The sequence below is a fragment of the Thermoplasma volcanium GSS1 genome, from assembly GCF_000011185.1.
Classification (GTDB): Archaea; Thermoplasmatota; Thermoplasmata; order Thermoplasmatales; family Thermoplasmataceae; genus Thermoplasma; species Thermoplasma volcanium.
Map to the genome: position 1 here is coordinate 1255273 of NC_002689.2, position 25251 is coordinate 1280523.

Consider the following 25251-nt stretch of genomic DNA (forward strand, 5'->3'; position numbering starts at 1 on the left):
AAGATAACTGATAAAATTGTGATCCAATATTTCCTATTCCCTGGGCAGCCTGGGCAGAAGTTTATCGATGCAAGCTATTAAATCATTCTATGTTGCTAATGGGTGTCGTGATACCATACTGGATCGAACTCTGTATACTGCTGCCACCTAACTATACATTTACAACTCCAACATCGTAAAAATATTCATACACGAAGCGTGTACCTTAGCAATTCACATACCAAAGTGAATAGTTTGTGCTTCCTACATGGGCGTTAATGTAAACATAACCCGTGGAATTGGCAGTTGAAGAATAAACCGTTTCACCATAGTTGAAATTATAAACGATGCCTGAACTGGCTGAATATCCTGATCCTCCGGCATTGTACTTACTACAAGAGGTGCTTCCGGGATTTAATGCATAACCCACGTTATTAGTTTAAGGGCATCGCAGCGTTTGCATTTGTATATGCTTGAGAATCACCGGATATGTAGGTAAACGTCACCGGTATATGCATTATTGGTATATAGTTTGCATAATCCTGAATCCAATCAAAGCAAGGGCCACCAGGAATTATCGTTGGCAGGGTATAACCATATGGTACCACATTGGCTTGAACTAAAGCGGCAGGTTGAACTTAAAGGAACACTTTTGGTATTTCACGATCCATATTTATAATCAATACCCTTGCCTCATCACCTTCCCTTAGCCACTGCAGATCCTTTAAATTTGGATCAGCAACCTTTACCGGTATATGAAATGCTTTGACAAGATTCTCCGCATCAATATTTGGCTTCAAGAAGTCTTTGTCCGCTACCTCGTTATAATAGCTTTTTGAAAAGCTCCTTAGTATCATATATCCGCCATTGTTCAATATTATAATCTTCAAGGGTAGATTGTACCTTTCTATGGTCCATAAGGTTTGAGGAGTGTACATGAATGAACCGTCGCCTACCACGGCAAGTACTTTTCCTTTTTTTAAAGACATACCGGCTCCTGCTGGCAATGCCCATCCCAACTGTCCAGTTTTAGCAGTAAAATACGAATTATGCTCGTAAACCAAAAAACTTCTGAAAGTTTGTGAAGCTGAAATCGATTCATCTACTATTACATAATCTCTAAATTCCTTGGCTATCTTGCTCATTACGTATGCCGTTCCCATCTTTTTCCTAGCCAAGGTTATTGAAGTTTTTACTGTATAATTAGGTGATCTTGAGAAGTTACATTTTCTTTGTACCAATCCCATTATCTCCCTTAGGAACATTTTTGGATTCATCTGGTAATGTGTACCGATCTTTCCCGAGTTGTCTGTACCAACAAATATAACGGTTTTTCCTTGCAATGGAGGTGGTGGAGTATAAGGATAAAGGGTTATATCCCCACCAACAACCAGGACAAGATCGTGTTGCATAAGTTTCATGTTTAACAGGGCCGATGCAGGTGGGAGATCCCCAGCGTACTGAGGGTCATCAGATGGATAACAGCCCCTGCTCGCCAACGGCTCACAATAAACGGGACATCCAAGTGCATGAGCGAAATCCTTTGCTTCTTCAAAAGCGTCGTAAAGATCTATTTCATATCCAAAGACTATGGCCGGATACTTCGCCCCATTTATCATGTCTGCTATTTCCCTTAAAGCCTTCTTATCTATCCATTCGTAGTCTATTTTATGGAAATCATCAAATTTTTCATTGTATTCTTCATCCATCACATTCATAGGAAAGCTCAGGAATACTGGACCTTTTGGTGGAGCCTCTGCTATTTGATACGCTCTTTTTAACGATCTGTAAATGTCATCGGCCTGTTTCACTTCGTATTTATACTTAACTAGTCCAGATACAAGGCTAGTAAGGTCTCCGGATAATATTGGCTCGTAAAAGATATGCCTATAGTCCTGCTGTCCAGCAGTGACTATGACTGGGGATCGATTATAAAAGGCAGTGTGCAGAAAGGCAATTGAGTTCCCTATTCCAGGAACTGTATGTAGGTTGCACAGCGTAGGCGAACCTGTTACTTGTGCCTTTCCATCAGCCATACCCACAGAAATAGAATCATGCAGCGTTAATACATAGTCATTTACCGATCTTAGCATTGGAATCTCCGTGGTTCCCGGGTTGCCAAATACCTCTTCTATACCAAGTTTTTTGAGGCTTTCGGCGAATATCTCATATCCCTTCATCTACAACACCCTGTTTAAAGGATCTACACCCTGCATGTACCTAATCACATTGGCTACCGTTTCTTCTATAAATCTCCTCTGGCTCTCCACAGTCACACCTGCTATATGGGGGCTGAATAGAGCGTTATCCATCTGAAAGAGTTCAGAAGAAAAATCAGGTGGTTCTCTGTCGTATACGTCTATGCCTGCCTTTATTTTTCCCTGCTTTAGAGCCCAAACTAGATCCTTAGTAACTACAACTTCCGCCCTAGAAGTGTTTATGAATATGCATCCGTCCTTCATCTTTTCAAATTCCTTTCTCCCTATCATTCCCTTCGTAGTTTCTGTGAGCGGTACATGTATTGATATTATGTCAGCAGAGGATATCAATTCGTCCAAAGTTACGTACGTAATACCAAGTTCGTCTTCAACCTCTTCTGGAAGCCTTTTTACATCATAATAAATTATTCCTACACCAAATTGGATAAGCCTCTCTGCAAGCTTTCTCCCTATAGCACCCATTCCAATTATTCCAAAGACTTTCCCCATAAGATCGCGAGAAAATGTCAGAATCGGCCAGTTGCCATTTCGTATTTCCCTGTCCAAGTGCCCGAAATCTTTTAGGAAATATAGAGCCATCCCAATAACATGTTCTGCGACGCTTTCTTTGTTTGAACTAGGAGAGTTGCACATGAGTATGTTTCGGCTCTTAACTTCCGTCACATCGACGTTGTCATATCCCGTACTTGCTACCTGGATAAACTTCAGTCTTGGAAATTTGTCCAGCAAAGCTTTATCAACCTTTGTAAAAGCAGTTACAATTAAGATATCGCTTTCATCGCTTTTAAAGTCAAGATCTGTTATTATGTTAATATCAGGCAGCACTGATGCCGCAAGCTTTCTTATTTCACCAACAGGAAGAAAGTTAGGAAGCACAGCTGATACTTTCATATTAAAATTAATGATAAAATCTATTTATTATTTACCATTTTATATACATAATATAACTAAGATATGAATTTTAAAACATAAATATAAAGCTATAAGTACAAAGGTATGCCTATGGGATAATATGAGATGGATAACAAGGGAAAAGGCTAAAGTGGACAGAATAGCCTGCCCGTGGCTAATATCAAGATTTATCGATCCTGAAGGTGAATTTTTTGTTCCAAAGGATCAAGTATTAGTGAAAGGGAAAGAATTTGGTGCGGTTCCATTCTACGTTCAAGGCTGTGAGCTTACATATTTTGTAGAAAACGGTACAGAATACGTAAGCTTCGATCCTATAATTAGGAAATATGGACTAGATGATCCGGCCTTGCTAGAGCTTGCTAAGATAATGAGAAGCGCAGATCCTGCCCAACCAAACCCTGAGAAGAAGAGATTCGGATTAAAAGTGCTAGCAGAAGGTTTTCGCATGATTTCTAAGAACTATTACGAAAACATGAAGCTCCAATTTCCCGCATACGACGCACTATATGCATATTGCAGATCAAAAATAAATAATTCCGGTAAAACACGAATGTTAATACAAATATTTTAATAACTCAATTTTATTAAAACTTTATGCGAATCAAGTTAACAAGGCTCGTTATAACGTTAGTTATACTGATAGTTTTGCTATTTTCCATGTTCACATCTATAGGCCCACTGCCACCTTTGGCGAAGATACTTAATCCGTCTACAGGTATCTTTTCAGCTCCATCAAAGGATTCCTCATACAGTTATATCCCCGGAGCTGAGAATATCTCTATACAGTATAATGGCCAGAAATACACGGTTCTCGTGTTTAAACAGGCTGACGGGTTCATAGGAGTCGCATCCAATAATTCAAATGCAGTGTTCTATGAACAAGGATACCTAGAAGCACAATACAGGCTTGAAGAACTTGACTTTCTTAAAAGAACGGCTCTTGGTAACCTTTCTGCTGTTGTTGGTCAAACCACGCTAAGTACAGACATCCTGATGAGAGAACTGCAATTTTACAATACAGCAGTCGAAGAATACCAGAACCTGCCGAAGACATCCTTTACGTATGAATCGCTCCATGCCTTTGTTTCCGGAATAAATGCGTACATTCAAAACCTAACTTACTCTAAACTGCCGATATTGTTCAAAATATTGAATTATGAGCCGCACAAGTGGAACGTAACCGACGTGCTTGCAGTTCAGCAGTTATTTTTATGGGAAAACAGCGCGGGTGGATTTGATCCTGTCTATTTTAACATTGCCTTAGAAAAAATGCCTGAAAGCTTAATAAAAGCCATTTATCCAGCATATCCCGCGGGAATACAGCATCCGATAGTTCCGTACAACCTGAATCCAAGTGTATATAACGAAACTGGAGATATTTCCAACCTATCCCTCTACACTCCAAGCTTCAATGTAACTTATTCTTTATCTGCTTCATCCAGTGCTCTCATCTCATTCTACGATTCTGCCCAAAATGGATATTTAGAGGCTTCTAGGCTCTTTACTGGCAACGATATGAATTTGAAGATTTCCTACTCAGTTTTCCACGATTTCGGAAGCAACGACTGGGCAGTAAATGGCATCAAGACGCATAACACATCTGCTCTTTTAGCAAATGATCCACACCTAACAACATCTTTGCCGCCTATATGGATGGGTTTCCAGCTGGTAGCGCCTGGAATGAACGTTATAGGTGTGACATTTCCAGGTTTTCCAGGCGTCATTCTTGGGCACAACCCCTACTTAGCGTGGGGTGCAACAAATGGGCAAATACAAGAAACGTACTTCTATGCTGAAGAAACATCTTCCCAGCATCCAAACAGTTATTTCTTCAATGGATCATGGATAAAATTCAAGATTGAAAATGAAACAATACAGGTAAAAGGTTCAAAACCCTACTTTATGAAAATTTATGTAGCCAAGAATGGTGTTGTAGTCGAGAACAGTTCTTCATCACCCATAGCTATAGACTGGACTGGGTTTATGCCTACTTACGAAATAACTTTCTTCCTCCATATCGACAGAGCGCAAAGCGTATCGCAATTCAGACAGAATCTCACTCAATACTTCAAAGTAGCGATACAAAACTGGGCTGTAGCCGATTCTCGCGGGAATATAGGGATATTCCCTTACGGATTGTATCCTATAGTTGAGAGAGGAAACCCAAGGGGAATACTTCCAGGTACTGGTCAGTATGACTGGATGGGGTTCGTGCCAGTATCACAGTTGCCCTATTTATACGATCCGCAGAATGGCTTCGTATTTTCCGACAACCAGATAACCGTATCTCCAAATTATCCCTATTATATAGGCTGGGACTATGAATCAGGATACAGAGCCGATGAAGCGTATACGCTTCTTAACTCCACATGGGATTTCAATTCAAAAGATATGGAAATGATACAGCTTAACGTACATGATTTTACGACGGATATATTCCTGCACCCATTGCTAAAGGCAATGGACTACTACGGGCTTTCTGGAACCGAGGCATACCATTCGCTTGAAGCCTGGAATGGGGACATGTTGGTAAACTCAACAGCCGCGACCATATACTACTACTGGATTAGGGATTTCGTTAACGATACTTTCATGCCGTATATGCAGCACTATGGCATAAATGAAAGTGACGGATTATACCAGGTATCCTTCTTCCTTGGGAGTGATGATTATTACCATGGGCCACTGATAGAAGACCTTGTAAATTGGACTTTAACAGATCCTAATATAAATTACTTCAATAATCCTGTTACAGGACAAAAAAGAAATGAATCTCAGGTAATGGCAGAAGCAATGAACCAAACGCTCGCATATATGACTAAGAAATATGGGCCGTACTCTACAAGTTGGGAATGGGGCAACATACATAAAAGGTACTTGTCCAGCTTCTTCGGAATAAACGCCATGAACTCCGCTGAATTGCCAGCCGCAGGCGATGGAAATACACTGAACGCCGCCTATGGAACGATCTCTGATTTTGGCCCATCTTGGAGGATGGTTGTTAATATGAGCCACCCAGTAACATCCGTTGGGATATATCCAGGCGGCATATCCGAAAACCCGCTTTCTCCATACTACGACAACACTTTTGTGGCGTGGAATAACGGGCAGTACTATACTCTGATAAGCAGCAAAGCACCAGAGCAATTCTTTTATTTATACCGTGGGGGTGAGGTTCCTTGAATAAATGGACATGGTACACAGCAGCTATCATGGTTGCTATGTCGTTTATCCTCTCATATTATGGACTATGGTTCCTTATATTTATCCCTGGCGGTCTTTCTGGCCTTGCCTTGAACAAGAAATACGAGGCCATTATACCTTCAATCTTTTCCGCAGCTGGCACGTCGCTTTATATGAGTACAGACATAAGTTATAGGCTTAGAGAAGCTTCGCTTTTTGATTCTATTGCTGGCCTGCCTTCAGGCTATTTACTGCCCCTCGTATTAGTGTTAACAATAACCTTTGCAATTTCACTCCTTGGCCTCCTTATAGGTAGTTCTTTCAGCGTCGTAAAAACTACACCTCAGGGAAATTCTATAAAGTGAGAGATAAGTGATGATAGGGGTTCCATATTTATTTTAGCCTCTTGCTTCTGCCCTTCTAAACATTTTTAGGTATCAGTTTGGATCTGAAATCTAGCTTAGTTTTTTTCTATAAATAATTTTGAGTAAATCGTGTGTAAAGGTTAGTATTTATTGATGCATTCGAATCGACATTGTTCTAAGGAATGTAATCAGAGCTACTTCATCTAACGGAATTCCAAAAACTCTTTTCCACAAATATAAAGATCCTAAAGGAGTCAAGTACTACCTTATCGTTTCCTTTTCTTGATCTCAAACAAGGTTTATATGATACACCGTGTTACATTAAGTTCTCGTTTTGCTCTTATTTTAAGGATATAGACCGGGTATTTCTTTGGTGTAACTAAAAGTAAAAGTTATTTCTTTAATTCGTCTAGCTTTTTTCTGTATTCCTCTTCAGATATCTCTCCCTTTGCGTACCTTTCCTTCAATATCTCTGTTGCCCTAGAATTTTCATCTGACATAATACTTCCATCGTGAAAAGCTCCAGCTATAAGATAGATGAAAAGTATGATAACAAGTATGGAAATTGCGGCCATTATGGGCATAAAAAAGTACATTCCGTAATATGGAAGGCCCATCATCCCAAAGTATGGCCCCCTATATCCTACACCATAAATGCCAATCGGTATTAGACTCAAAACTACAACTACTGCTATCAATCCGATCAATATCCACAATATCCTATTTACAAACTTATCCATATAAATTTATATGCTGAAATAGCTAATAATGGTGATTGAAATGCATTTCAAAACTTTATGTTATCCACCTTTAACCTGATCTCGTTTGTCATCCCTTTTCTTTGCCTCTCGATTAAGCCGTAGTTCTCTAGAGAAAAGAGTATACGAGAAACAGTAGGCGCTGAAAGACCAGATTCTCGAACTAGTACGTTCTGCAAAACTATCCCGCCATGTTTCTCGAGTATAGAGACTATCAATTTCTCATTATCTTTGAGTAATAAATTTCCTGATACGGTATTTTCTATACCTGCAGCTAATTTTGGGTAGACAACAAATCTGTACCTTTTAAATATCATATTTAACGACAAGCCAAGCATTAGGGCATTGACGAGTATCACGATAAAATACTCTAGATATTCTAGGGCATTAATTTTGTACCCTATCTCTATAGTCATGACCATCATTGAGGAAGTTATGGAAAGTACTATTATCGAAAATACAGCTATTACTGCAAATAGAATGAGCCTACTATTATCGTATCGTGCGTCTCCATCATCCAGTTTGCTATTCATCCGTAAATAGATTTTATAGACTTTATTAAATTTGCCTAAAGGCTATTTTTTCAGACTAAATGCCTTATAACATACAACGGCACTAAAAAAACAAAACTTTGGAACTATCGTCGTCTAATATTAGTTTACATTAACAAACAATTCAATTTCTTCCATATCCTAGAATATTATCTGAGTTTTCATCGGAACTTGGATGAAAATACGAAAATTTTATTCTGCCTGATCCGCTGCTTCAATGTTCCTAATCTGTCTTAATTCACAAGGATCAACCAAAAAGGAAACATTACTAATTCAAACTGTAAAATACCAAGCAAAAACCCATCACAATTTACATTTTAATTTGGAAAACACTCATTTATTAATCGATTGATTACAAAATCTCAAACATATTATACATGATATCTATGTGTATGCAATGTTTAAAGACGAAAAAACGCCAGATGAATACGCAGAAGAAGCCAGATCCGACATAGCTGCTGGAAACTATGCAGAGGCTATAGAAAAAATAGACAAAGCTATAGATAAGGAGCCAAGGAATCCTTCTCTGCACCTGATTCGGGCAGATGCACTATACAGGCAAGGTAACTATTCTAGCGCTATAGAAGAACTCAATTTTACAGAACATATGGACAAGAACAATCCCGAGTTATTTTCCCTTAAGAGCATATGTTATGGTTCAATGGGTGATTTTAAGAGGTCAAAAGAAGAGGCCGACAAAGCAATAAAGGCAGATCAAAGTTATCCCTTTGCTTACTATAACCGCGCAGCTGCACTCAGGGGGCTTGGAGATGTTGATGGAGCAGAAAAAGATTTTCGAAAATACATAGAAATGCAGCCAAGTGACCCAGATCCTCACTACGATCTCGCAGAAATATACTTTGAAAAAAAAGATTATAAAAAAGCTATGGAAGAGGTAAAAGCAGTCCTAAGAAATGATAAGAGCAATGAAAAAGCCTATGACCTGAAGCTCCAAATCCATCTTGCGACAAATGACGGAGAGGGGTACTTCAAAGCACTTCTTGAAGCTTTCAAAAACACAGAGAATTTCAAATACATAGGAACGCTGACTGACGGGCTGATAGGCATAGGGTCGTACGATACTGCAGAGGACATATTGAAGCAGTTTATAAAAGTCTATGAAAAAGAGCCGTATTTGTACGATCTGCTTGCGAGAACTTACGATCAGGAGGGAAAAGCAAAGGAGGCAGATGAAACTTACAATACGCTTCTTCGCCTTAACAATAGCAGAGAATCCCACATCTATTGGTTCGACTACTTGCTTGATTCTGGCAGATATGACGATCTGCTGTCCGAAATTGAAAAATCAGGATTCAAAGATGAAGAGATTCTTGAAATAGAGTATATTGCCCAAGATGCTTCTGGAAAACACGAAGAAGCTCTGAAAACTGCTGGCGAACTCGTAAAAATGGATCAAACACCGTATTCACGAAGCCTATATGCAACGCAGCTAAGAAAACTTGGCAAATTAGAGGATGCGTTGACATATTTGGGATCTGGTGACCAAGATAGCGATGAAGTTCAATTCGAAAAGTTTAACATATTACTTGAAATGGGAAATCATTCCTTAGCTATGGAATCTCTTAAGAATTCTATAACTGCATCTGATGATGATGAAGAGAGATTAGGACATTTAATAACCGGTATATCGTCCGCAATATCCAAAGCAGATTTTAACACTGTAAACAATTTCCTTGACGGCCTCAAAATGCCGGAAGAAGAAGAGAATATAGCGGTATACGCCCTCAAAGGCATAGTTTCCGGTATATTCGAGAGCTATTCTAAAGGCAAGGATATGCTTATCGGATTGGACGAGGATAGAGATAACGTTTGTGACTTCGCTTCATACTTGGCAAATCTCATGCAAGGAAAGGCAAGTGAATTCTTGAATAAATTTATTGAAGAAAACTGCAAAAAGCCTGAAGAATAAAAATAGAATAGAAAATTATTATTTTTTCAGATTATTACTTATTGTGAAAATTGTACGGATATATGATACTGCAGATCTAGATGATGTGTTAGGCGTTATAAAATCAGCATGGAACTCGCAGAATGTTAACGGCGCGTTTAAAGACACTATTGCATCGATGAGGTACCATGGCGGGATTATACTTGGTGCTTATTCGAACGACAGACTAGTAGGCATGTCGTTCTCATATCCAGGGTACAGACACGGTAGCGTATACCTTTACTCTCATATGACTGGAGTCATAGAGGAGGAAAAACACAGGAACATAGGATACGAGCTTAAGATGAAGCAGAGGGAAGTGGCAAGATCCATGGGATACGAACTCATAGCTTGGACATTTGATCCGGCTAATCCGCTAAATGCCTATTTCAATCTGTCAAAGCTTAAGTGCATCTCACGGACGTATGTAAAGAATTTCTACGGAAGGATGGAAGATGGTATAAACAGGGGTATGCGTACAGATAGGCTAGTAGCAGAGTGGTGGCTAAACATCGATCTTGATGTTGATTATGATAACGTTGTGTTCATAAATTCAGGAAAGGAAGGAAACTACAAACCAATAGAATACTCGAATTCGGATGTCTTAGGTTTTAAGATGCCAAATTCCATAAACTATTTCAGTGAAAATATAGAGAGAGGAAACAACCTAAAAGATATCATAGAAAAGGTTTTCAACACACTCTTTGAAAAAGGCTATTCCATAGTTGATTACAAGAGAGGTGAGGATAATTATTTCGTCTTTAAGAAAATAGAGAATATACCAAGTCGGATATTCGATAGCAATATTCCTATATGATCTTTTCTAAACATATCAATAGTGTATATAACTGAAATCGAAAAATTTTGTCCAAAATCAGAACTGTGAATTGCGTATGCTTTATAGTGAAAGAAATCAGGGGGCGTGAAATAACGTGCCTGGGAAAACAATAACTTATATGATTTAATTCTATATTTTATGTTTTAGACTTTAAAAATCAGGTTTAAATAATTTTTTCTGCTAATAAAATGATGACAAACCCAAAGGTTATAATACTTGGCGGTAGGTTCGGAGGCCTGCAGACGGCCTATGAACTGAAACGATATCTCAAAGGCAAAATAGATATTAAGCTAATAGAAAGAAATCGGTATATATATTTTCGGCCTGCATTGCCACACGTGGCCATAGGGCTTGAAAACCCTGATGATCTAAGGATTGATATATCTGAGGCACTCTCTGCTAAAGGCATTGAGTACATTCAGGGGACTGTTACACGTATAGATCCTGCAAAAAATACAGTAGAGTACAACAAGGAAGGTGCTGGGCCTTCCAAAGAAAAATACGACTACCTAGTAATTGCTTTAGGATCGCATTTAGCTACAGAGCTTATAACAGGTTTCGAAAAATTCGGTTCTAGCGTATGCGAAGCTGATCTAGCGCTAAGTATGTGGAATAAACTCAATGCCTTTAAGGGAGGGAATATAACGCTTGGATCTGCTAAATTCATACAGGACAACAAGAACAGGCCAACAAACAACCCGGATGCCTATGCTCCTCTTTTAGAATCGGCTTGTGAAGGCCCTGTATACGAGATGTCGATCATGCTTTACGACTACTTCAAGGCTAAGGGAATGCTAGACAAGGTCAAAATGACAGTTTATTCGCCTGGCAAATATTTGAGCGATCTATCGGAGACAAATAGAGCAACAGTAGCTGCAATGTATAAGGGTATGGACATAGATATCGTAGACAACTTCGTGCTCAAGGAAGTTACGGAGAAAGAGGTTATCAGCGAGGATGGGAAGAGGCTTCCATCAGATCTCAGTTTTATATTGCCACCATACATGGGCCAACAAATGGTCAAGGATGCAGGACTTGGAGATGAGGCTGGTTTCGTATTAACAGATACAAACATGAAATCCGTAAAGTATGACAACGTATACGCAGTAGGAGATATAAACGCATTGATCGTTCCGAAGATGGCGGCCCTTGCTGTAAAATCTGCAAGAATAGCAGCTGCAAACATAGCCAACAATCTCGGAAATAAAGTTCCAATAGAAGTCTACGATCCCAAAATTGTATGCATAGCAGATGATCCTTATGGAAAATATGCTGTGGCAATTGTAGATTCAACGGCATATGGAGGGAATATATCAGAAGCAGTCCCATCAGCTGCAAATCACCTTAAAAAGAGCTTGTTCACAAGGTACTTTTTGTGGAGCAAGGGAGACCTTGCTATGGATAAATATTTAACGAGCTGGTAAAGATGTCGCTATTAAGCCAACTTAATAATCTGAGTAAAATAACACCGGAAGATATTGAAGTAATACAGAGGCTCTCTAAAATAGCTCAAAGGATACAGGATCTTGGCCTACTTGATGTAATTGAAGGAGTACTAAACGATGAAAGGACCCTAGGACAAATAATAGCATTATTTACGAGTGACACCGTATTAGATATCTTAAACAATAGGGAAAACTTAATCAAGCTTATAGACGTATTATCTCAAGCCAAAACATTAGAGAACCTTACAGAGATACTTAATAAGCTGAGTTAAGCTCACATAAAACATTTATACACCTATATTTTTACATTTAAATATATCCTAAAAACTATCTTCAGTTAGAATTATGACGTATATTTTATATTGTGCTGTCATGAAACAGAAATTTGACAAATTTTATAAACTGGATATAGATTTCGTTAAAATTAGGTGTATCCATGGCAAGAATGCATACAAGAAAAAGAGGAAAATCTGGTTCCAAAAAGGTCTATGGGGTGGAGCCAAATTGGGTCCAATATAGCAAGGATGAGATCCTGAATATTGCAGTTGACTTAAAGAAAAGTGGAATGACATCCTCTGTTGTAGGAATAAGGCTGAGGGATCAATACGGTGTCCCGACGGTTAAAGCTATATTTGGTAAAAAACTCAATAAATTGCTTGCAGAAAAGGGGATAAGAGACGAGATTCCTGAAGATTTAAACAGCCTTATAAAGAGGTACAACAACGTTGCAAAACATGTAGAACTAAACCCAAAGGATCATAGCAATAAGCGGGGAAGAGACTTAATAATGGCAAAAATGCTCAGGCTTGTTAGGTATTATAAAAGAACTGGAGTCCTAGACCAAAAATGGAATTTGAGTAAAGTACTAAGATGATAGACGACATATTGCCTGCCAGTATGGTAGACAAGTACCGCCAGGCTCTCGATCTTATTAAAGAATCGAAATACTTGAAAATAATAACACATTATGACGGCGATGGGACTAGTTCGGCCATAATCTTAACAAGTATGGCCAAAAGAATGGGTAAGAAATTCCATTTGACATACGTTAAAGACCTAAGCCAAAATGGAATAAGACCATTATTGAGTGATGACCTAGTAATTTTTGCCGATGCTGGTTCCGACCAATTAAGATTTTTTCCTGACGCTGAGAATATAATCGTGCTTGACCACCACTTTTATCAGAAATCTAATTATAAGGCACTAAATATAAATGCGAGAGACTTCGGCTACGACGGCACAAGAGGCGCTTGTGGCTCTACAATGGCATATATCATGGCACTTATAGCGAACGAAGAAAACGCAGACCTATTTCCTTTCTTCATGTCAGGTTTAATAGCGGATAAGCAGGACCTTGGGGGTATCTCTGGGTTAAACCAGGTAATCATCGATGCCTATGGATTTAAATATAAAAAAGAAAGAACAATAAATTTAGAAGCACAATCGATGCTGGATTCAATCACATATTCAACTGATCCCTTTTTTGAGGGTCTTACCGGCTATCCTGACAAGGTAAAAACCTTTCTGGCGGACATTGAAATTAGCCCAGACGCAACGCTCAATGAAATTAATGAAGAGCAGAAAAAGAAGCTAGCAAATGCACTCTCTACTCTTCTGCTAAAACAAAGAGTTGGACTGGAGGCATTGGCATACATCGAAAACGATATTTATTACTTCGATGAACTTGGATATAATTCTAAACAGCTTTCATCAATAGTTGATGGAAATGGCAAGATGGGCCAGAATTCAGTACCAGTAGCGTATTTCCTAGGATATCAAAGTTTCAAAGACGAAATGGAGAAGAATTGGAAAATGTTCAAGACAAAATTGATCGATTATGTGTACAGAGCTAAATCCGAACTTTTCCCAGGCAAAAATGTTTCTTACTTTTATGCCCCAGAATCTGAAATGGCTGGTGCAATCTCTGGTATATTAATGCTGTATTTAGCCGACCAGACTAGGCCAGTAATAGGTTTCAGCGTGGGGAAGGAGGATACAAAGGTTTCCTCTCGTGGCACTAGAAAACAAGTAAATAGAGGGTTAAACCTCTCCATCGTTATGCGGGAAGCTAGCCAGGCAGTCGGAGGGACTGGTGGCGGACATGATATTGCTGCAGGCGCAGTTATTCCTAAAGGCCGAGAAATGCAGTTTTTAGAGATTGCAGACAAAATCGTTGGTACGCAGCTTGGGCAAAAAAACGAAACAGTTCTTAATTAGATATTTTATTATCTTCATTCAATTATATATAAATATTATCGAAAAACATTTAAATGATGATTCAATATTAAATTGAATGCCAAGGATTGGAATCATAACATATGACTTCAAGTTTTACCATGATGTGATCCAGTACCTTAGGAGGTGGAAGCTCCCTTTTGTAAGCCTTGAAAACACTTACAGTATACCGGACGATGTTGTTGTTATTATAAGTTCAAAAAACGATAATATTGAACTTCCTGATCAGATAAAGGCTGAAAATGGGCTTGATGGAATACGCAGGGCCATACCAAAGCTGCTGAATAAGTCAAGTTTTGTAGATTTGGTTATAGGCATTGACCCTGGGCCAAAGCCGGGCATAGCCGTTCTTGGTGATGGGATCCTTATAGAAGCTTTTGAATGCCCCCGTGTTACTGAGATCAAAACATACGTAGAATCCATAGCTTCGAGCTATACATATCAAAATATTACATTGAAGATCGGTAATGGCGATAAGCCCAATAGAGACATAATTATAACTCGTGTATCTGAGATAGATATACCGATAGAAATTGTGAATGAAAAGAATACAAGTACCCCCCATAAGATTCACGATAATGCTCTTTCTGCCGCAAGGATTGCTTTAATAAATGGCCTTTACCCGATTAAAAGAATACCAGTAAAGTTTAGCAGGAAAGACGTTTACGAAAAGGAGTTTACAACTTTAAGATCAGCAATTGGAAATGAAATAAAATAAAAATTTACTTTTTGGTTCTCTTCCACTTAGGCTGTGAGGCTCTTCTGCCGGAGCCCATAACCATGATTATCATAACTCCCAAGACTACAGCAAATACGTAGAATATCCAGTCGTAGTTTGGAGGACTTCCATAATAGAATGATGTCGTTATGTAATTGCTGTTTCCATCTATCTTTATATTTGGATTGTTAATCTTAACTATCAAAGTGTGGCTGCCATGTGCAAAATTGGGGTTTACATATGTTACATTGACCTCAACAGTTGAGCCAGGCATTATTTTGGGAACAGTTTTTGCGGCTACCGGAATGCCATCAACGTAAAATGTGGCAGTTATATTATATATAGGATATGAGGTTGGGTTTTTGAGTTCTACGTGAAAGTATACTGGACTAACAACGTCGATAGAAATGGTCTGAGTGTAGTTATATTGAATGCCGTCAAATTTGGCAGAAGTAACTACATACAGATATAAAGTTTGAGGTACAGACGGGGCGACCATACTGAAGGTATACATCGGATTGTTTGCTGAATAATGATGTATAGTGCTTGTAGGACTTATCCCAGTAAGATTTGTTCCGGCGAAATAAACTGTAAAATTGTAGTTAGCGAAGTTAGCTGTGCTAACAATAGTGACGTTAAAAGATTGCCCAGCCCCCACATCTGATGGATATTTTATGCTGGAGGTATAAAATGGAGCAGTAGCAGCATTTGATCCTACACTTGACAGTACCATTAAGAGCGCAAATATAAGTGCAACTGAATAGACGATGTACTTGCTCTTCATTTCTTTCTCCCCCTATACGCTGATAGCGCAAGGCCTACAACAACCGTTATTGCTATAAGTATAAGTCCTATTGTAAGGGACAGATACGGATTCCCGTGGTAATTCGATATAATACCCGTGCCATTGGCAACTACACTCACCTTGGAAAGCTGCGGATAAGTGGCATTCAATTCAATGGATTTATGAATATTGTTGTAAGATACACTCATGTAAAAACTAACAAACGGAGCCGGCGTAGTAGAGGTCGGAATCAAAGTTATGTTGACTATCTTTGATCCGAATGCCGATACGCTTACATAACTTGGATATGTAATATTATAATTCAAAGACCTGAGGCTCTGTATATATGAATTAGATATGCTCAAATTCACCGTTATATTAGCATTGCCAGTGTTATTTATCACTAAAGGCACCTCAACATTCGTGCCATTCACTTCCGAAGGAAGCGAAGAAACCGTATAAGTATAAATAGTCGGGAAATAGGCCTGGATATACTTTGTAGTGTTGCCTAAGGTATAGTTAAGATTAACTGGGATATTTACAAGGCCAGAACTTATTATGGCCTTAGGAGTTACGTTAACAGAAACATTGGCAGACTCACCAGGAATTAACTCTAGCTTTGATACATTGAACGCCATAGCATACAAAGATGTATTCCCGTTCTGAAGTGTTATATTAACAATGGTATTCCCAGTATTAAGTATTGTAATATTGTAATTTATTGGCTTATATAATACCGTATCGTTCACTACCGTGTATCCGAATGTTTTCACCTTAGAGACAAGTGATGTTGAAAAAGAATACACTTTCTGTTCCACTAAATTAAGGTTGATGTATGTAAGCCCGTTCACATAATAAGTTCCAGAAGTTGCGTATGAAATTGTCACATTTTCAGTCGGGAAGTGCCTGGTTGTGGATATGGAAGATCCGAAGGTGTAGTTCCCTGTTGGCAAATATATGTAATTTACTGAACTGTTTACTATAAGCTCACTTGACCCAAGTGAAATACTGACATTTAGATATGTTGGCTCACCGTTTAATGCAGTGTATATGTATACTGGATATGAATTTGAAAGACTTGAATTAAACACCACTGATGTCTCAAACGGATTTATATTTAAGTAGTTAAATGCGGCCATTTTGTGATTTGTACTAATAGAGTAAACGGTAAAGCCCCTTGTGGGCAGCATAAAGCTTGCTACACCTGTAGAATTGGCTCTTCCGGAGGCATAAGTTGATCCGTTACTTAATACGTAGACATATGAGTATGGCGAGTTAGTTAAGATTGTTGTATTTGCGAATATTTCTTTCATACTTACATTTACAGACAAGTTAGTATTTCTATTCAAGTATAGGCTAGCATTTCCATAAACATAGAATGAACCTGTACTATTTGAAAACCTTGAGTTGAAACTTATGTAATAATTGCCAGCTGGCAGCACAAATGACCCGTTTCCTGGTATTACAAAGTAGGATCCCTTTACAAGATAGTTGCCGGATACGTTAAGACTGTTCGTAACGTTAAGATAATAACCGTTCGCTAAACTTATATTACTATATACTGTATTATTCGTTATAGCGATTTCATTGACAGATACTTTAGAGCCTTTCGCATAGTAGACAATATAATTACCTATTGGTACAGGGCCGAAACTTAATTGACTTCCAGTCTTTGTTAACAAACGTACCCCGCTTATATCCGATGTAAAGTTGGCGTAGATTCCGACATCAATGAGATTAGAGCTACTCGGTGTAATAGCAGTGTCGTTATAAATTAGAATGTTTGTTCCATTCCATATGGATAAGTAATAAATGCCAGGCATAATGTATCCGTATGCCTTACCAGAAACCATAGTAAGGTTATAGTTATACAACCCATAAAGGTCGATGTAACCATTAAATTCTGGCTTAAGGCTCTTATTGTAAAGCTCAAATGATGCTTCTATTGTTACAGGTTTCATTCCTAGAGTGATAGGTTTAGCATTCAAACTAATATTCTCCTCTAGGTAGTATGGTGATATCACTGTTGCAACAGGAGAATAAGTAGATAGAGGATATACTACGTTTGAGTATCCTGAATACTCGACAGGAAAGACTTCAATCAGTACGTTACCAGAATACAACAGGACTATTCCAGAGTGTACTGCATCAGTCACGTTGAAGGAATTAGAAATTTTATTGTTGTAAAGAGCGATCGTGCTAATCGATGCATTGCTCAGTTCAACTGTATTACTGTAATTGGATTTGAGATTGATAACCAATTTTCCCGCATAGCTTAGTCCTGCAATAGTGGCAGTCGAATATATTCTATATATTCCAACTGGCAATCGGAAATGAACCGTTGAATTTGAAGAATATGGGTAACCTAAATAACCGTTTTGACCTACTATTGAGTAGTACCCACTTGATACAGCTTTTTCACCTACGTAAGAATCAAGAGAAACGCTGTATGCAGGTGAACCAGAGACATTTAACTGCGTATTTTCTGTAATTTCTATTGTCCGCATATAGGCGGTTCCCTTACCAGATCCGTATATTGTGTATACTCCGACTGGTATAACCACACTGAACTTGCCATTGGAGACGTTTACTGTGTATGTAGCGTTGTTAACTTGACTATCCATATAGAACGTGATTCTGCTTATATTTGAGGCTGAACCGTAAACCATTACCGCAGGCTGAGCTGCCATCGTAATATTGTATACTGAACCCCATCCGGTGAAGTTGACATAGTATTGCCGTGTAGCCGTATTATAGGATCTAGCATATACCGTGTAATTGCCTTCAGGCACGTAAACAATATAAGTACCATTGACAAAGTTTGATGTATAACTGCCGCTTGCTCCTTCTGCATAAACAACCATTGACTTTACAGGCTTTCCACCCACAGTTACATCTGCTCTTATCTGATTATATTTTACAGATATATCGTATACAACCGATGATCCAACAGTAGTATTCAGTATTTGTACATCTTTATACAGTGTCCCATTTGCTAATACTGACGCCGTATAGTCATATGGAGGTATAGGACCGGTTGAATATCCACCATTCAGTATGGGGAATTTAGCGGTATAGTTATAGGTGGAATTATAGAGTATTATAGTGCCATTATTTATAGGCACACTTTTTGAGGTGGAACTATTTAGAGGATATGAAAATTCTACACTTCCGGAGATAGTAGTATTTTTAAGCTGGAAGTTGTGGAAAAAGTAGTAATCGGGAAGTCCTGTTGTTGAATTAAATGTTGTAGTTATTCTTTCCGCCTGTGCATTTGTTATATGGACGTGCCAGTAAGAAATTACGTTAGAACCAACTAGCGTTAGGTGATCAAGCGTTCCAGTACTTATTACTACCGTATCATTGCCGGGTAAACCAACCAGGCTGAAATAACCCGAAGAGTTTGTTAGAACCATTTCATGTGGGATTCCATATTGATCATATATTGTGACGTAGATTCCCCCTACACCCCGACCATCATATGTTGTAACTTTGCCAGTTATGGTGGCACCAGGATAATACGCTACTATTGGGTCTGCTGCAGAACCTATCTCAGATATAGGCGGTAGAAGTTGTGCACGGCCCTTACCTTCTGATACGAGCGTGTAAGCCTGTTGTATTGGGACTATTTTCCATGCGTTCGGATGGGCACTAGTATTGTTGTATGGATTGTAAGGAACTCCTAGGTAAACTAGTTCGAAATTACTCATATTCCAGGCTGGCATAATCTCGTATTGACCAGCCCCATACGATATCCCAGGTATACCATTTGTCTGGCCCACAGCTGAAGGTGGGTATCCTATAAAGAACCTGTAAATAGATGTGTTATAAAATGCCGGCGTGTAGGTTATATTAAGACCAGTGATAGTAGCAGTTGATGGAGTTTGATTCAGTGGGAATGTCCCCTCATCCGTAGACGCATAAATTTGATAAAATGAATACGGAACTATTTCTCCCTGGTAGGAATAAGAAACCTGATCCGTTAAATAAGCTGGAGCATAGAAAATTCCTGGATTAACCCCACTGAACGGGAATAAACTGTGATCTATCTGTACATATTTAACGTTGTAGCCTGTGGCATCTTCCAGTGCGAGGTAAGCACTGTTTAGGATATTGAGCGAATAATGACTAGCGAGATATCCCTTCAGAAACCCATAATATAAATTATCAGATGTAGGAGACTTAATAAAATTACCATATATGCTAGAATTTGAAATCACAGTGTTAAGGAAACTATTAGGGTCAAAATATGCTTTGTAAACTGTACTAATACCCGATTGACCGAGGTATGGAGAAAGCGTACTATTTATTAAGGAAAATGATTTATAATTTGTATAATAGCCTTTAACGAGTAGAGCTATTAATATGGATACTATTTGACTTTGATTCTGCGATAGGAGTATTTGACCAGCGGGTACATATCCTTGCTGGAAATCATCTGCCACTGTTGGATGCTGGCCCTGAAATACTTCCTGGAAACCATAGTCCCACCATGACACGTATGCTGGTCTTTCACCAATAGGAACATTGGTATCCTGTGTAGAAAGCCAAGAAAAAGATTGAGCCAGCGGCTGGCTGGAATTATCTATAAAGAAACCTGAAGATCCAAAGTACTGGCCTGTTGTATTGTTTGATCTCATAAATGCTGGCAGCTCACTTTGTATCTTAGAATTTATTATGTTTGCATTGTTTTCTGGTATAGCTGCATTCACTACCCCAATCCCTGATGGAATAACAAGAACCAGTACAAGTATTACTGCAAATGCAGCATGAACCCAATTTATATTACCCTTTACAGTCTTAGAAAAGCTCGTACTACCAACGTTTCTTTTCCTAACTTCTGTAAGCTTTGCCATATCAATAAAGTATACCAGCAGCCCGCCGCCAAGTATTCCATAAGCTGGTGCTGCCGTTATATTGAACCTAGCGGCTTCGAAGCTCATAAATATTGATACTACTGCAAATACAAGGATGAACATCAGTGCATCGGATTTTTCCTTTACATATTTGTATATGACGTAAACGATACCGCTCATTCCTATTATAAATTGAGCGACGCCAAAGCTGTTTATATATTCGCCCAGCGGAAGAGGAGCCGCTTCCGCTATAGTCGTATAAACCCTTGACTTTATGAAGTATCCAGCACCTGATATCAAGGTATGCATTACAGTAGGTTCTATCTTAAATAGAACGAAAAATCCAGCGAGGGAAACAACGATGGTGAGGGGTACAGTTATTATCCATGGCTTCCGTCCGATTATATTGATGAGAAGGAGAAAAGCTATACCTAAAACTGCAAGTTGAATTTCTGGTATAAACCACCCGTAAAGCTCACCATCTCCATAATAATAGTAAAAGCCCATCAAGAAGCCAAGAGCCATAGCGATTGATGTTAGATACGTCAAATAGCCTGTCGGTCTCCTCGTGAGCAGATTAATAACAGCCTGAACTACTATATAAATCAGCAATATAACTTCAATATATGCGTATCCCTGCCAGGAGAGCATCAGCCCTCCAATGGATGCTCCAGATAATAATGCATAGATTGTTGCCTTTCTATTTCTCTTATAGAAATTGATTATAGATGGGATGTAAGATTTAAAATCCAGCATATTCTGCAGAAACAACGATTTTTTGCTGGTTATAAGAGCCTTTTCAAAGAAATAAATCGTGAGGAAGGCAAAGAAAAGTTCCGGTGTATGCATCCTGCCATCGCTCAGTATTCCGGCCGAAAGGTTACCCGGCATCAGAGCGTAAAGAAACGCAGCAATAATGCCGGCCTTTTTACCGAATATCTCTTTGGCCATCAAATACACTGGAATTATCAGAAGAGCCCCAAAAACAGCATCGAATTCTTCAAAAGCATAATATGCTACCTTGAAAGCACTGCCGAATATTGGCGAAAGTATCGTAGCTACAAATACTATCATCCAGTGGAAAAATGGCGGCCTCGGATTGCCTGAACCTATTGGATAGTGCAGAAATATTTCATGAAGGAGTTGAGTGTGATAAGTTAATATGTATTGTATAATATAATAATTAAAATACGGATCACTGCCACCAGAGTTTGTAAGAAAAGGGTATTGCATGGCCTGTGACCAAGAAAAGTAATTGGCTACAAATAGGTAGAACACAACTAGCAGGCCAAGTGCGATCTCTGTTTCGTATCGTCTTAACACGGATACGAATTCAAATTGGTTTCGATGCTTATCAACGTTTTCTATCATACCGTGAAATCACTAATTAAATCTCCATATAAAAAACTGATCAGACAGGAGTCAAACATTAAGAAAACTTTCTGCTTAGGACTGATGTTTAATGCTAAAATATTCAATACATATAAATTTATCAGACAAATATAAGATCATGCATTCTGCCATTATATATATAGATCAGGTAAAAGCAGAAGTCCTAGCTCCTGATATAACTCAACCCATAGGGAGAGCAAAGTTAACCATAGCAATGAAAGGAGACTGTTTTTACATTTATATAGAAGCACCTGATACAGTATCGCTTAAGGCATCATTAACTTCTATAGCAAGACTAATTCATGTTATAGAAGAGGTGGAGGGAGTATTAGATGGTCGAGCCAAATATTAGTTCATACTTACAAAATCAATTGAAGCAAGCTCAAGAATTAGAGGAAAATATAGAAAAAATAGCAACCCAGAGATACCAGCTGGATCTTAGTTTAAAGGAAATAGAGAAAACCCTTCAAGAACTTAATAAAATAGATGATAAAACTCCGGTTTACAGGAGCATTGGTTCAATACTTTATAAAGTTGATGACAAAAAGAAGCTCATAGATGAGTTGGAAGAGCAGCTTGAACTGACAAAGATAAGGATTAATACCCTTGACAAGCAGCAGAAATCTCTTGAGGAAAAATATAAGGAATTACAGGCCGCAATAAGAGAACGTTATAATCAGGACAATAAGAAAGGTGCCGTCAGTTGATAGATTTTCTCGATGTTCAGGCTTCAACCCCTGACATAAGGATTTCAGTAGACAAGGTCGGTATTCGAAGAATGAAATTTCCAATTAAAATTGGAGACGAAGTAGCCATTTTATCAGCTGATTTATATATTGATATACCCCAGACTAGGAAAGGGGCCGATATGTCTAGAGCTGTCGAATCTATTCAATCGGTTCTTTCTCGGCCGTCAATTAATTTAGAATCACTAGGAATAGAAATATGCAAAGAAGCCTTAGGGCGTTTCAATTACGCATCTAGGGTTGAAGTCAAAATAAACGGGGAATACTATAAAAAATCAAATGGCGGATACGATGAAATTTCCCTTTACATAAGGACAAAATGTGGAATAGATGGTAATATAGAAAACTTAACTGGTTTATCTTATGAGGCAATAACTGCATGCCCATGTGCAATGGAAACAACAAGGGCACTTATTAGCAAAGACATACCTGATTCTGAAAACGTACTCTATTATATCCCAACCGTGACGCATAATCAGAGAAACAGGACAAAGTTAATAGTGAGCAATAACGCAGGCAAGATAAGCTTCTGGGACATATATAAAGTACTAGAATCAGTACAGGGAAAACCGCTGGAATCTCTTTTAAAAAGGATCGACGAAGGCAAACTAGTTTACGAAGCGCATAAGAAACCTAAATTCGTGGAAGATGTTGTGAGGGAGGTAGCATTTGCGGCTGTAACTTTGCTTCCACTATCTGATGATGATATGGTTATAGTATCCTCAGACAGTGAAGAAAGCATACACCCACATAATGCCTACGCAAGTATGAAGAAGAGAGCCTTAGACTTAAAAAAGGAACTAAATCTTTGAGCGTCGTGCTCTGTATTTTCACGCATCTATTTTTAATATCTTTCGCCGATCAACTCCATAATCTTCTTTCTTACCGAAGAGGAGCTATTCAGTTGTCCGTCATACTTAGATATTCTCACTATTTTAACGGTAATTCCCAGCTTATTTATTTTACTTTGTAATTCTGCCTCGTCGAACTTCTGATCGTAACCCAAGGTTATAATGTCTGGTTTAACTTCAATCACCGTCTTCATCATGTCACCTTCATGGCCAAGGATAGCTCTATCGACGACCTTTAATTCTGAAATGAGGGCTAGCCTTGAGTTCTCATCAAATATTGGAATCTTACCATTATTGCGGGCTGTAGAATCACGAGCAACGACAACTACAAGTTCATCTCCGAGTTTTTTTGATTCCTTAAGATAATGAATATGACCCAAATGTAGAATATCGAAAACACCAGTTGCCATTACTCTGATCATCTTAGCTTAATTTTTACTCCATAGATAAATATTTGTAGAAAACCTATCAGCCTGAATATGATAGTAAGAAGATATCTTAAGCAGGATCTTTGCGCTGTGGCAAGACTTGAAGTTCGTTCTTTTGAGATCGGTCCGTATGATAAGGAATATCTAAGGGAGGTACTTGAGAATGCTTCCTCCATTAGTTATATAGCCCAAATATCTGATAAGATTGTAGGCTATATTGTCGCAATGCCTTTGAATTCACAGGAAATAGATATAGAAAGCATAGCGACTGATCCGGATTTCAGAAAAAGATCTATCGGCACGAGACTAATAGCAAGAATTGAGAACGAGTCTAAGTCATTAGGATACCGAAACATAATACTTGAAGTAAGGAAGGAAAACATTGAGGCTATATCATTTTACAGCAGGTTGGGTTTTAATATAAAAGAGTTCATTGTAAATTATTACGAAGAGTATTACAGAGGCTCAAGAGATGCCTATCGTATGGTAAAATCCCTATCTTAATCTCCTGTGCTAATACTAACATCTTTATAGATGTCATGAAATTACCAGTTACAATGTATGAGCCATCTTGCGTGTTCTGCACAGAGATTATACAAAAAAGGAATGCAGCAGTTGTGGCGGAAAACGAATATACAATAGCCTTTATGGATAAGGCACCAGTTGAACCAGGCCACGTCCTGGTAATACCAAAAAGACATTTCATAAACATATTTGACATAGACGACTTCTACTATATTGAAGTTCAGAAAATGGTAAAAAGAGTTTCAAAGGCAGTTCTTGAGGCACTTTCTGCAGACGCGCTGAATGTAGGGCAGAACAACGGGAGATGCGCCAACCAGATAGTTATGCACTATCACGTTCACGTTATACCTAGATGGTGTGATAGGCCATTTAAGTGGGGGAGAATAGAAGCATCTTTTGAGGAGCTCCAAAACACTGCTAAATTAATATCAGAAACTTATGATAGACTGTTTTCTGTTAAGGGCAAGGCTTTATCAAATACCCGGTGATATTTGGCTCCTCCTCATCTGCTTCCCGTT

The 25251-nt window shown here is 38.6% G+C and carries 22 protein-coding genes; 15 read left to right on the forward strand and 7 right to left on the reverse strand.

Features of this window, described 5'->3' with window-relative positions:
- Nucleotides 1-617: 617 nt before the first annotated feature.
- The gene (locus TVG_RS06420; protein ID WP_010917455.1) at nucleotides 618-2159 is read right to left on the reverse strand and encodes a thiamine pyrophosphate-binding protein; all 1542 of its coding nucleotides are present in this window, start codon (nucleotides 2157-2159) and stop codon (nucleotides 618-620) included.
- Complete coding sequence (locus TVG_RS06425; protein ID WP_010917456.1) at nucleotides 2160-3089, reverse strand: NAD(P)-dependent oxidoreductase; 930 nt, start codon at nucleotides 3087-3089, stop codon at nucleotides 2160-2162. It abuts the gene before it with no gap.
- Nucleotides 3090-3210: 121 nt separating this feature from the next.
- Here TVG_RS06425 and TVG_RS06430 point away from each other — a divergent pair, with 121 nt between their 5' ends.
- From TVG_RS06430 to TVG_RS06440, 3 genes are read left to right on the forward strand one after another with little or no spacing between them, the layout of a single operon-like run.
- Entirely contained in the window at nucleotides 3211-3681 is a 471-nt protein-coding gene (locus tag TVG_RS06430; protein ID WP_010917457.1) for a chromate resistance protein ChrB domain-containing protein, read from the forward strand.
- A gap of 23 nt (nucleotides 3682-3704) precedes the next feature.
- The gene (locus TVG_RS06435; RefSeq protein WP_010917458.1) at nucleotides 3705-6293 is read left to right on the forward strand and encodes a penicillin acylase family protein; all 2589 of its coding nucleotides are present in this window, start codon (nucleotides 3705-3707) and stop codon (nucleotides 6291-6293) included.
- Entirely contained in the window at nucleotides 6290-6658 is a 369-nt protein-coding gene (locus tag TVG_RS06440) for a hypothetical protein (protein WP_156769118.1), read from the forward strand. The genes TVG_RS06435 and TVG_RS06440 overlap by 4 nt, the downstream gene beginning before the upstream one ends.
- A 392-nt stretch (nucleotides 6659-7050) precedes the next feature.
- On the opposite strand, the gene TVG_RS06445 is transcribed toward TVG_RS06440, so the two are convergent.
- A complete protein-coding gene (locus TVG_RS06445; protein ID WP_010917460.1) occupies nucleotides 7051-7398 on the reverse strand; it encodes an SHOCT domain-containing protein in 348 nt (115 codons plus the stop codon).
- Nucleotides 7399-7445: 47 nt separating this feature from the next.
- Complete coding sequence (locus tag TVG_RS06450) at nucleotides 7446-7949, reverse strand: helix-turn-helix transcriptional regulator (protein WP_010917461.1); 504 nt, start codon at nucleotides 7947-7949, stop codon at nucleotides 7446-7448.
- A 415-nt stretch (nucleotides 7950-8364) separates the two neighbouring features.
- On the opposite strand from TVG_RS06450, the gene TVG_RS06455 reads away from it, so the two are divergent.
- From TVG_RS06455 to TVG_RS06485, 7 genes are all read left to right on the forward strand, one after another.
- Nucleotides 8365-9897, forward strand: coding sequence for a tetratricopeptide repeat protein (locus TVG_RS06455; protein ID WP_010917462.1), 1533 nt, complete (start codon nucleotides 8365-8367; stop codon nucleotides 9895-9897).
- 43 nt (nucleotides 9898-9940) lie between these two features.
- On the forward strand, nucleotides 9941-10732 hold the full coding sequence (locus TVG_RS06460) for a hypothetical protein (protein WP_010917463.1): 792 nt from the start codon (nucleotides 9941-9943) through the stop codon (nucleotides 10730-10732).
- A 209-nt stretch (nucleotides 10733-10941) separates the two neighbouring features.
- On the forward strand, nucleotides 10942-12177 hold the full coding sequence (locus tag TVG_RS06465) for an NAD(P)/FAD-dependent oxidoreductase (protein ID WP_010917464.1): 1236 nt from the start codon (nucleotides 10942-10944) through the stop codon (nucleotides 12175-12177).
- A 2-nt stretch (nucleotides 12178-12179) separates the two neighbouring features.
- Nucleotides 12180-12470, forward strand: a complete 291-nt coding sequence (locus TVG_RS06470) for a hypothetical protein (protein WP_010917465.1) — start codon at nucleotides 12180-12182, stop codon at nucleotides 12468-12470.
- Between the two features lie 164 nt (nucleotides 12471-12634).
- A complete protein-coding gene (locus tag TVG_RS06475; RefSeq protein ID WP_010917466.1) occupies nucleotides 12635-13072 on the forward strand; it encodes a 30S ribosomal protein S15 in 438 nt (145 codons plus the stop codon).
- Complete coding sequence (locus TVG_RS06480) at nucleotides 13069-14415, forward strand: single-stranded-DNA-specific exonuclease RecJ (protein ID WP_010917467.1); 1347 nt, start codon at nucleotides 13069-13071, stop codon at nucleotides 14413-14415. Before TVG_RS06475 ends, TVG_RS06480 begins: the two co-directional genes overlap by 4 nt.
- Before the next feature lie 76 nt (nucleotides 14416-14491).
- Nucleotides 14492-15151: a hypothetical protein gene (locus tag TVG_RS06485; RefSeq protein WP_010917468.1), complete on the forward strand. Its 660-nt coding sequence runs from the start codon at nucleotides 14492-14494 to the stop codon at nucleotides 15149-15151.
- A 4-nt stretch (nucleotides 15152-15155) separates the two neighbouring features.
- On the opposite strand, the gene TVG_RS06490 is transcribed toward TVG_RS06485, so the two are convergent.
- Together TVG_RS06490 and TVG_RS06495 are read right to left on the reverse strand one after the other, a co-directional pair.
- The gene (locus TVG_RS06490) at nucleotides 15156-15935 is read right to left on the reverse strand and encodes a CARDB domain-containing protein (RefSeq protein ID WP_010917469.1); all 780 of its coding nucleotides are present in this window, start codon (nucleotides 15933-15935) and stop codon (nucleotides 15156-15158) included.
- The gene (locus TVG_RS06495; RefSeq protein ID WP_010917470.1) at nucleotides 15932-22162 is read right to left on the reverse strand and encodes a glycosyltransferase family 39 protein; all 6231 of its coding nucleotides are present in this window, start codon (nucleotides 22160-22162) and stop codon (nucleotides 15932-15934) included. Before TVG_RS06495 ends, TVG_RS06490 begins: the two co-directional genes overlap by 4 nt.
- A gap of 139 nt (nucleotides 22163-22301) precedes the next feature.
- Between TVG_RS06495 and TVG_RS06500 the strand changes: the two genes are divergently transcribed.
- The 3 genes from TVG_RS06500 to mptA are packed head-to-tail and all read left to right on the forward strand — an operon-like array spanning nucleotide 22302 to nucleotide 23741.
- Complete coding sequence (locus tag TVG_RS06500; protein WP_010916502.1) at nucleotides 22302-22535, forward strand: KEOPS complex subunit Pcc1; 234 nt, start codon at nucleotides 22302-22304, stop codon at nucleotides 22533-22535.
- Nucleotides 22516-22890 (forward strand): prefoldin subunit beta, encoded by a 375-nt coding sequence (locus TVG_RS06505; protein ID WP_010917471.1) that lies wholly within the window; start codon nucleotides 22516-22518, stop codon nucleotides 22888-22890. Before TVG_RS06500 ends, TVG_RS06505 begins: the two co-directional genes overlap by 20 nt.
- Nucleotides 22887-23741, forward strand: a complete 855-nt coding sequence (mptA, locus tag TVG_RS06510; RefSeq protein ID WP_010917472.1) for a GTP cyclohydrolase MptA — start codon at nucleotides 22887-22889, stop codon at nucleotides 23739-23741. Before TVG_RS06505 ends, mptA begins: the two co-directional genes overlap by 4 nt.
- 32 nt (nucleotides 23742-23773) lie before the next feature.
- Here the strand turns inward: mptA and TVG_RS06515 are convergent, their stop codons facing one another.
- Nucleotides 23774-24202, reverse strand: a complete 429-nt coding sequence (locus TVG_RS06515; protein ID WP_010917473.1) for an adenylyltransferase/cytidyltransferase family protein — start codon at nucleotides 24200-24202, stop codon at nucleotides 23774-23776.
- Nucleotides 24203-24259: 57 nt separating this feature from the next.
- On the opposite strand from TVG_RS06515, the gene rimI reads away from it, so the two are divergent.
- On the forward strand, nucleotides 24260-24712 hold the full coding sequence (rimI, locus tag TVG_RS06520; protein WP_010917474.1) for a ribosomal protein S18-alanine N-acetyltransferase: 453 nt from the start codon (nucleotides 24260-24262) through the stop codon (nucleotides 24710-24712).
- Between the two features lie 53 nt (nucleotides 24713-24765).
- Complete coding sequence (locus TVG_RS06525; protein WP_010917475.1) at nucleotides 24766-25221, forward strand: HIT family protein; 456 nt, start codon at nucleotides 24766-24768, stop codon at nucleotides 25219-25221.
- Nucleotides 25222-25251: the final 30 nt, after the last annotated feature.

What these genes read in the sequence shown, in the direction of transcription:
- TVG_RS06485 (WP_010917468.1), top strand. Translation starts at nt 14,492, where the DNA reads ATGCCAAGGATTGGAATCATAACATATGACTTCAAGTTTTACCATGAT.
- TVG_RS06450 (WP_010917461.1), bottom strand. Translation starts at nt 7,949, where the DNA reads ATGAATAGCAAACTGGATGATGGAGACGCACGATACGATAATAGTAGG.
- TVG_RS06525 (WP_010917475.1), top strand. Translation starts at nt 24,766, where the DNA reads ATGTATGAGCCATCTTGCGTGTTCTGCACAGAGATTATACAAAAAAGG.
- TVG_RS06500 (WP_010916502.1), top strand. Translation starts at nt 22,302, where the DNA reads ATGCATTCTGCCATTATATATATAGATCAGGTAAAAGCAGAAGTCCTA.
- TVG_RS06430 (WP_010917457.1), top strand. Translation starts at nt 3,211, where the DNA reads ATGAGATGGATAACAAGGGAAAAGGCTAAAGTGGACAGAATAGCCTGC.
- TVG_RS06420 (WP_010917455.1), bottom strand. Translation starts at nt 2,159, where the DNA reads ATGAAGGGATATGAGATATTCGCCGAAAGCCTCAAAAAACTTGGTATA.
- TVG_RS06470 (WP_010917465.1), top strand. Translation starts at nt 12,180, where the DNA reads ATGTCGCTATTAAGCCAACTTAATAATCTGAGTAAAATAACACCGGAA.
- TVG_RS06515 (WP_010917473.1), bottom strand. Translation starts at nt 24,202, where the DNA reads ATGATCAGAGTAATGGCAACTGGTGTTTTCGATATTCTACATTTGGGT.
- rimI (WP_010917474.1), top strand. Translation starts at nt 24,260, where the DNA reads ATGATAGTAAGAAGATATCTTAAGCAGGATCTTTGCGCTGTGGCAAGA.
- TVG_RS06435 (WP_010917458.1), top strand. Translation starts at nt 3,705, where the DNA reads ATGCGAATCAAGTTAACAAGGCTCGTTATAACGTTAGTTATACTGATA.
- TVG_RS06465 (WP_010917464.1), top strand. Translation starts at nt 10,942, where the DNA reads ATGATGACAAACCCAAAGGTTATAATACTTGGCGGTAGGTTCGGAGGC.
- TVG_RS06495 (WP_010917470.1), bottom strand. Translation starts at nt 22,162, where the DNA reads ATGATAGAAAACGTTGATAAGCATCGAAACCAATTTGAATTCGTATCC.
- TVG_RS06475 (WP_010917466.1), top strand. Translation starts at nt 12,635, where the DNA reads ATGGCAAGAATGCATACAAGAAAAAGAGGAAAATCTGGTTCCAAAAAG.
- TVG_RS06445 (WP_010917460.1), bottom strand. Translation starts at nt 7,398, where the DNA reads ATGGATAAGTTTGTAAATAGGATATTGTGGATATTGATCGGATTGATA.
- TVG_RS06505 (WP_010917471.1), top strand. Translation starts at nt 22,516, where the DNA reads ATGGTCGAGCCAAATATTAGTTCATACTTACAAAATCAATTGAAGCAA.
- TVG_RS06490 (WP_010917469.1), bottom strand. Translation starts at nt 15,935, where the DNA reads ATGAAGAGCAAGTACATCGTCTATTCAGTTGCACTTATATTTGCGCTC.
- TVG_RS06455 (WP_010917462.1), top strand. Translation starts at nt 8,365, where the DNA reads ATGTTTAAAGACGAAAAAACGCCAGATGAATACGCAGAAGAAGCCAGA.
- TVG_RS06425 (WP_010917456.1), bottom strand. Translation starts at nt 3,089, where the DNA reads ATGAAAGTATCAGCTGTGCTTCCTAACTTTCTTCCTGTTGGTGAAATA.
- TVG_RS06480 (WP_010917467.1), top strand. Translation starts at nt 13,069, where the DNA reads ATGATAGACGACATATTGCCTGCCAGTATGGTAGACAAGTACCGCCAG.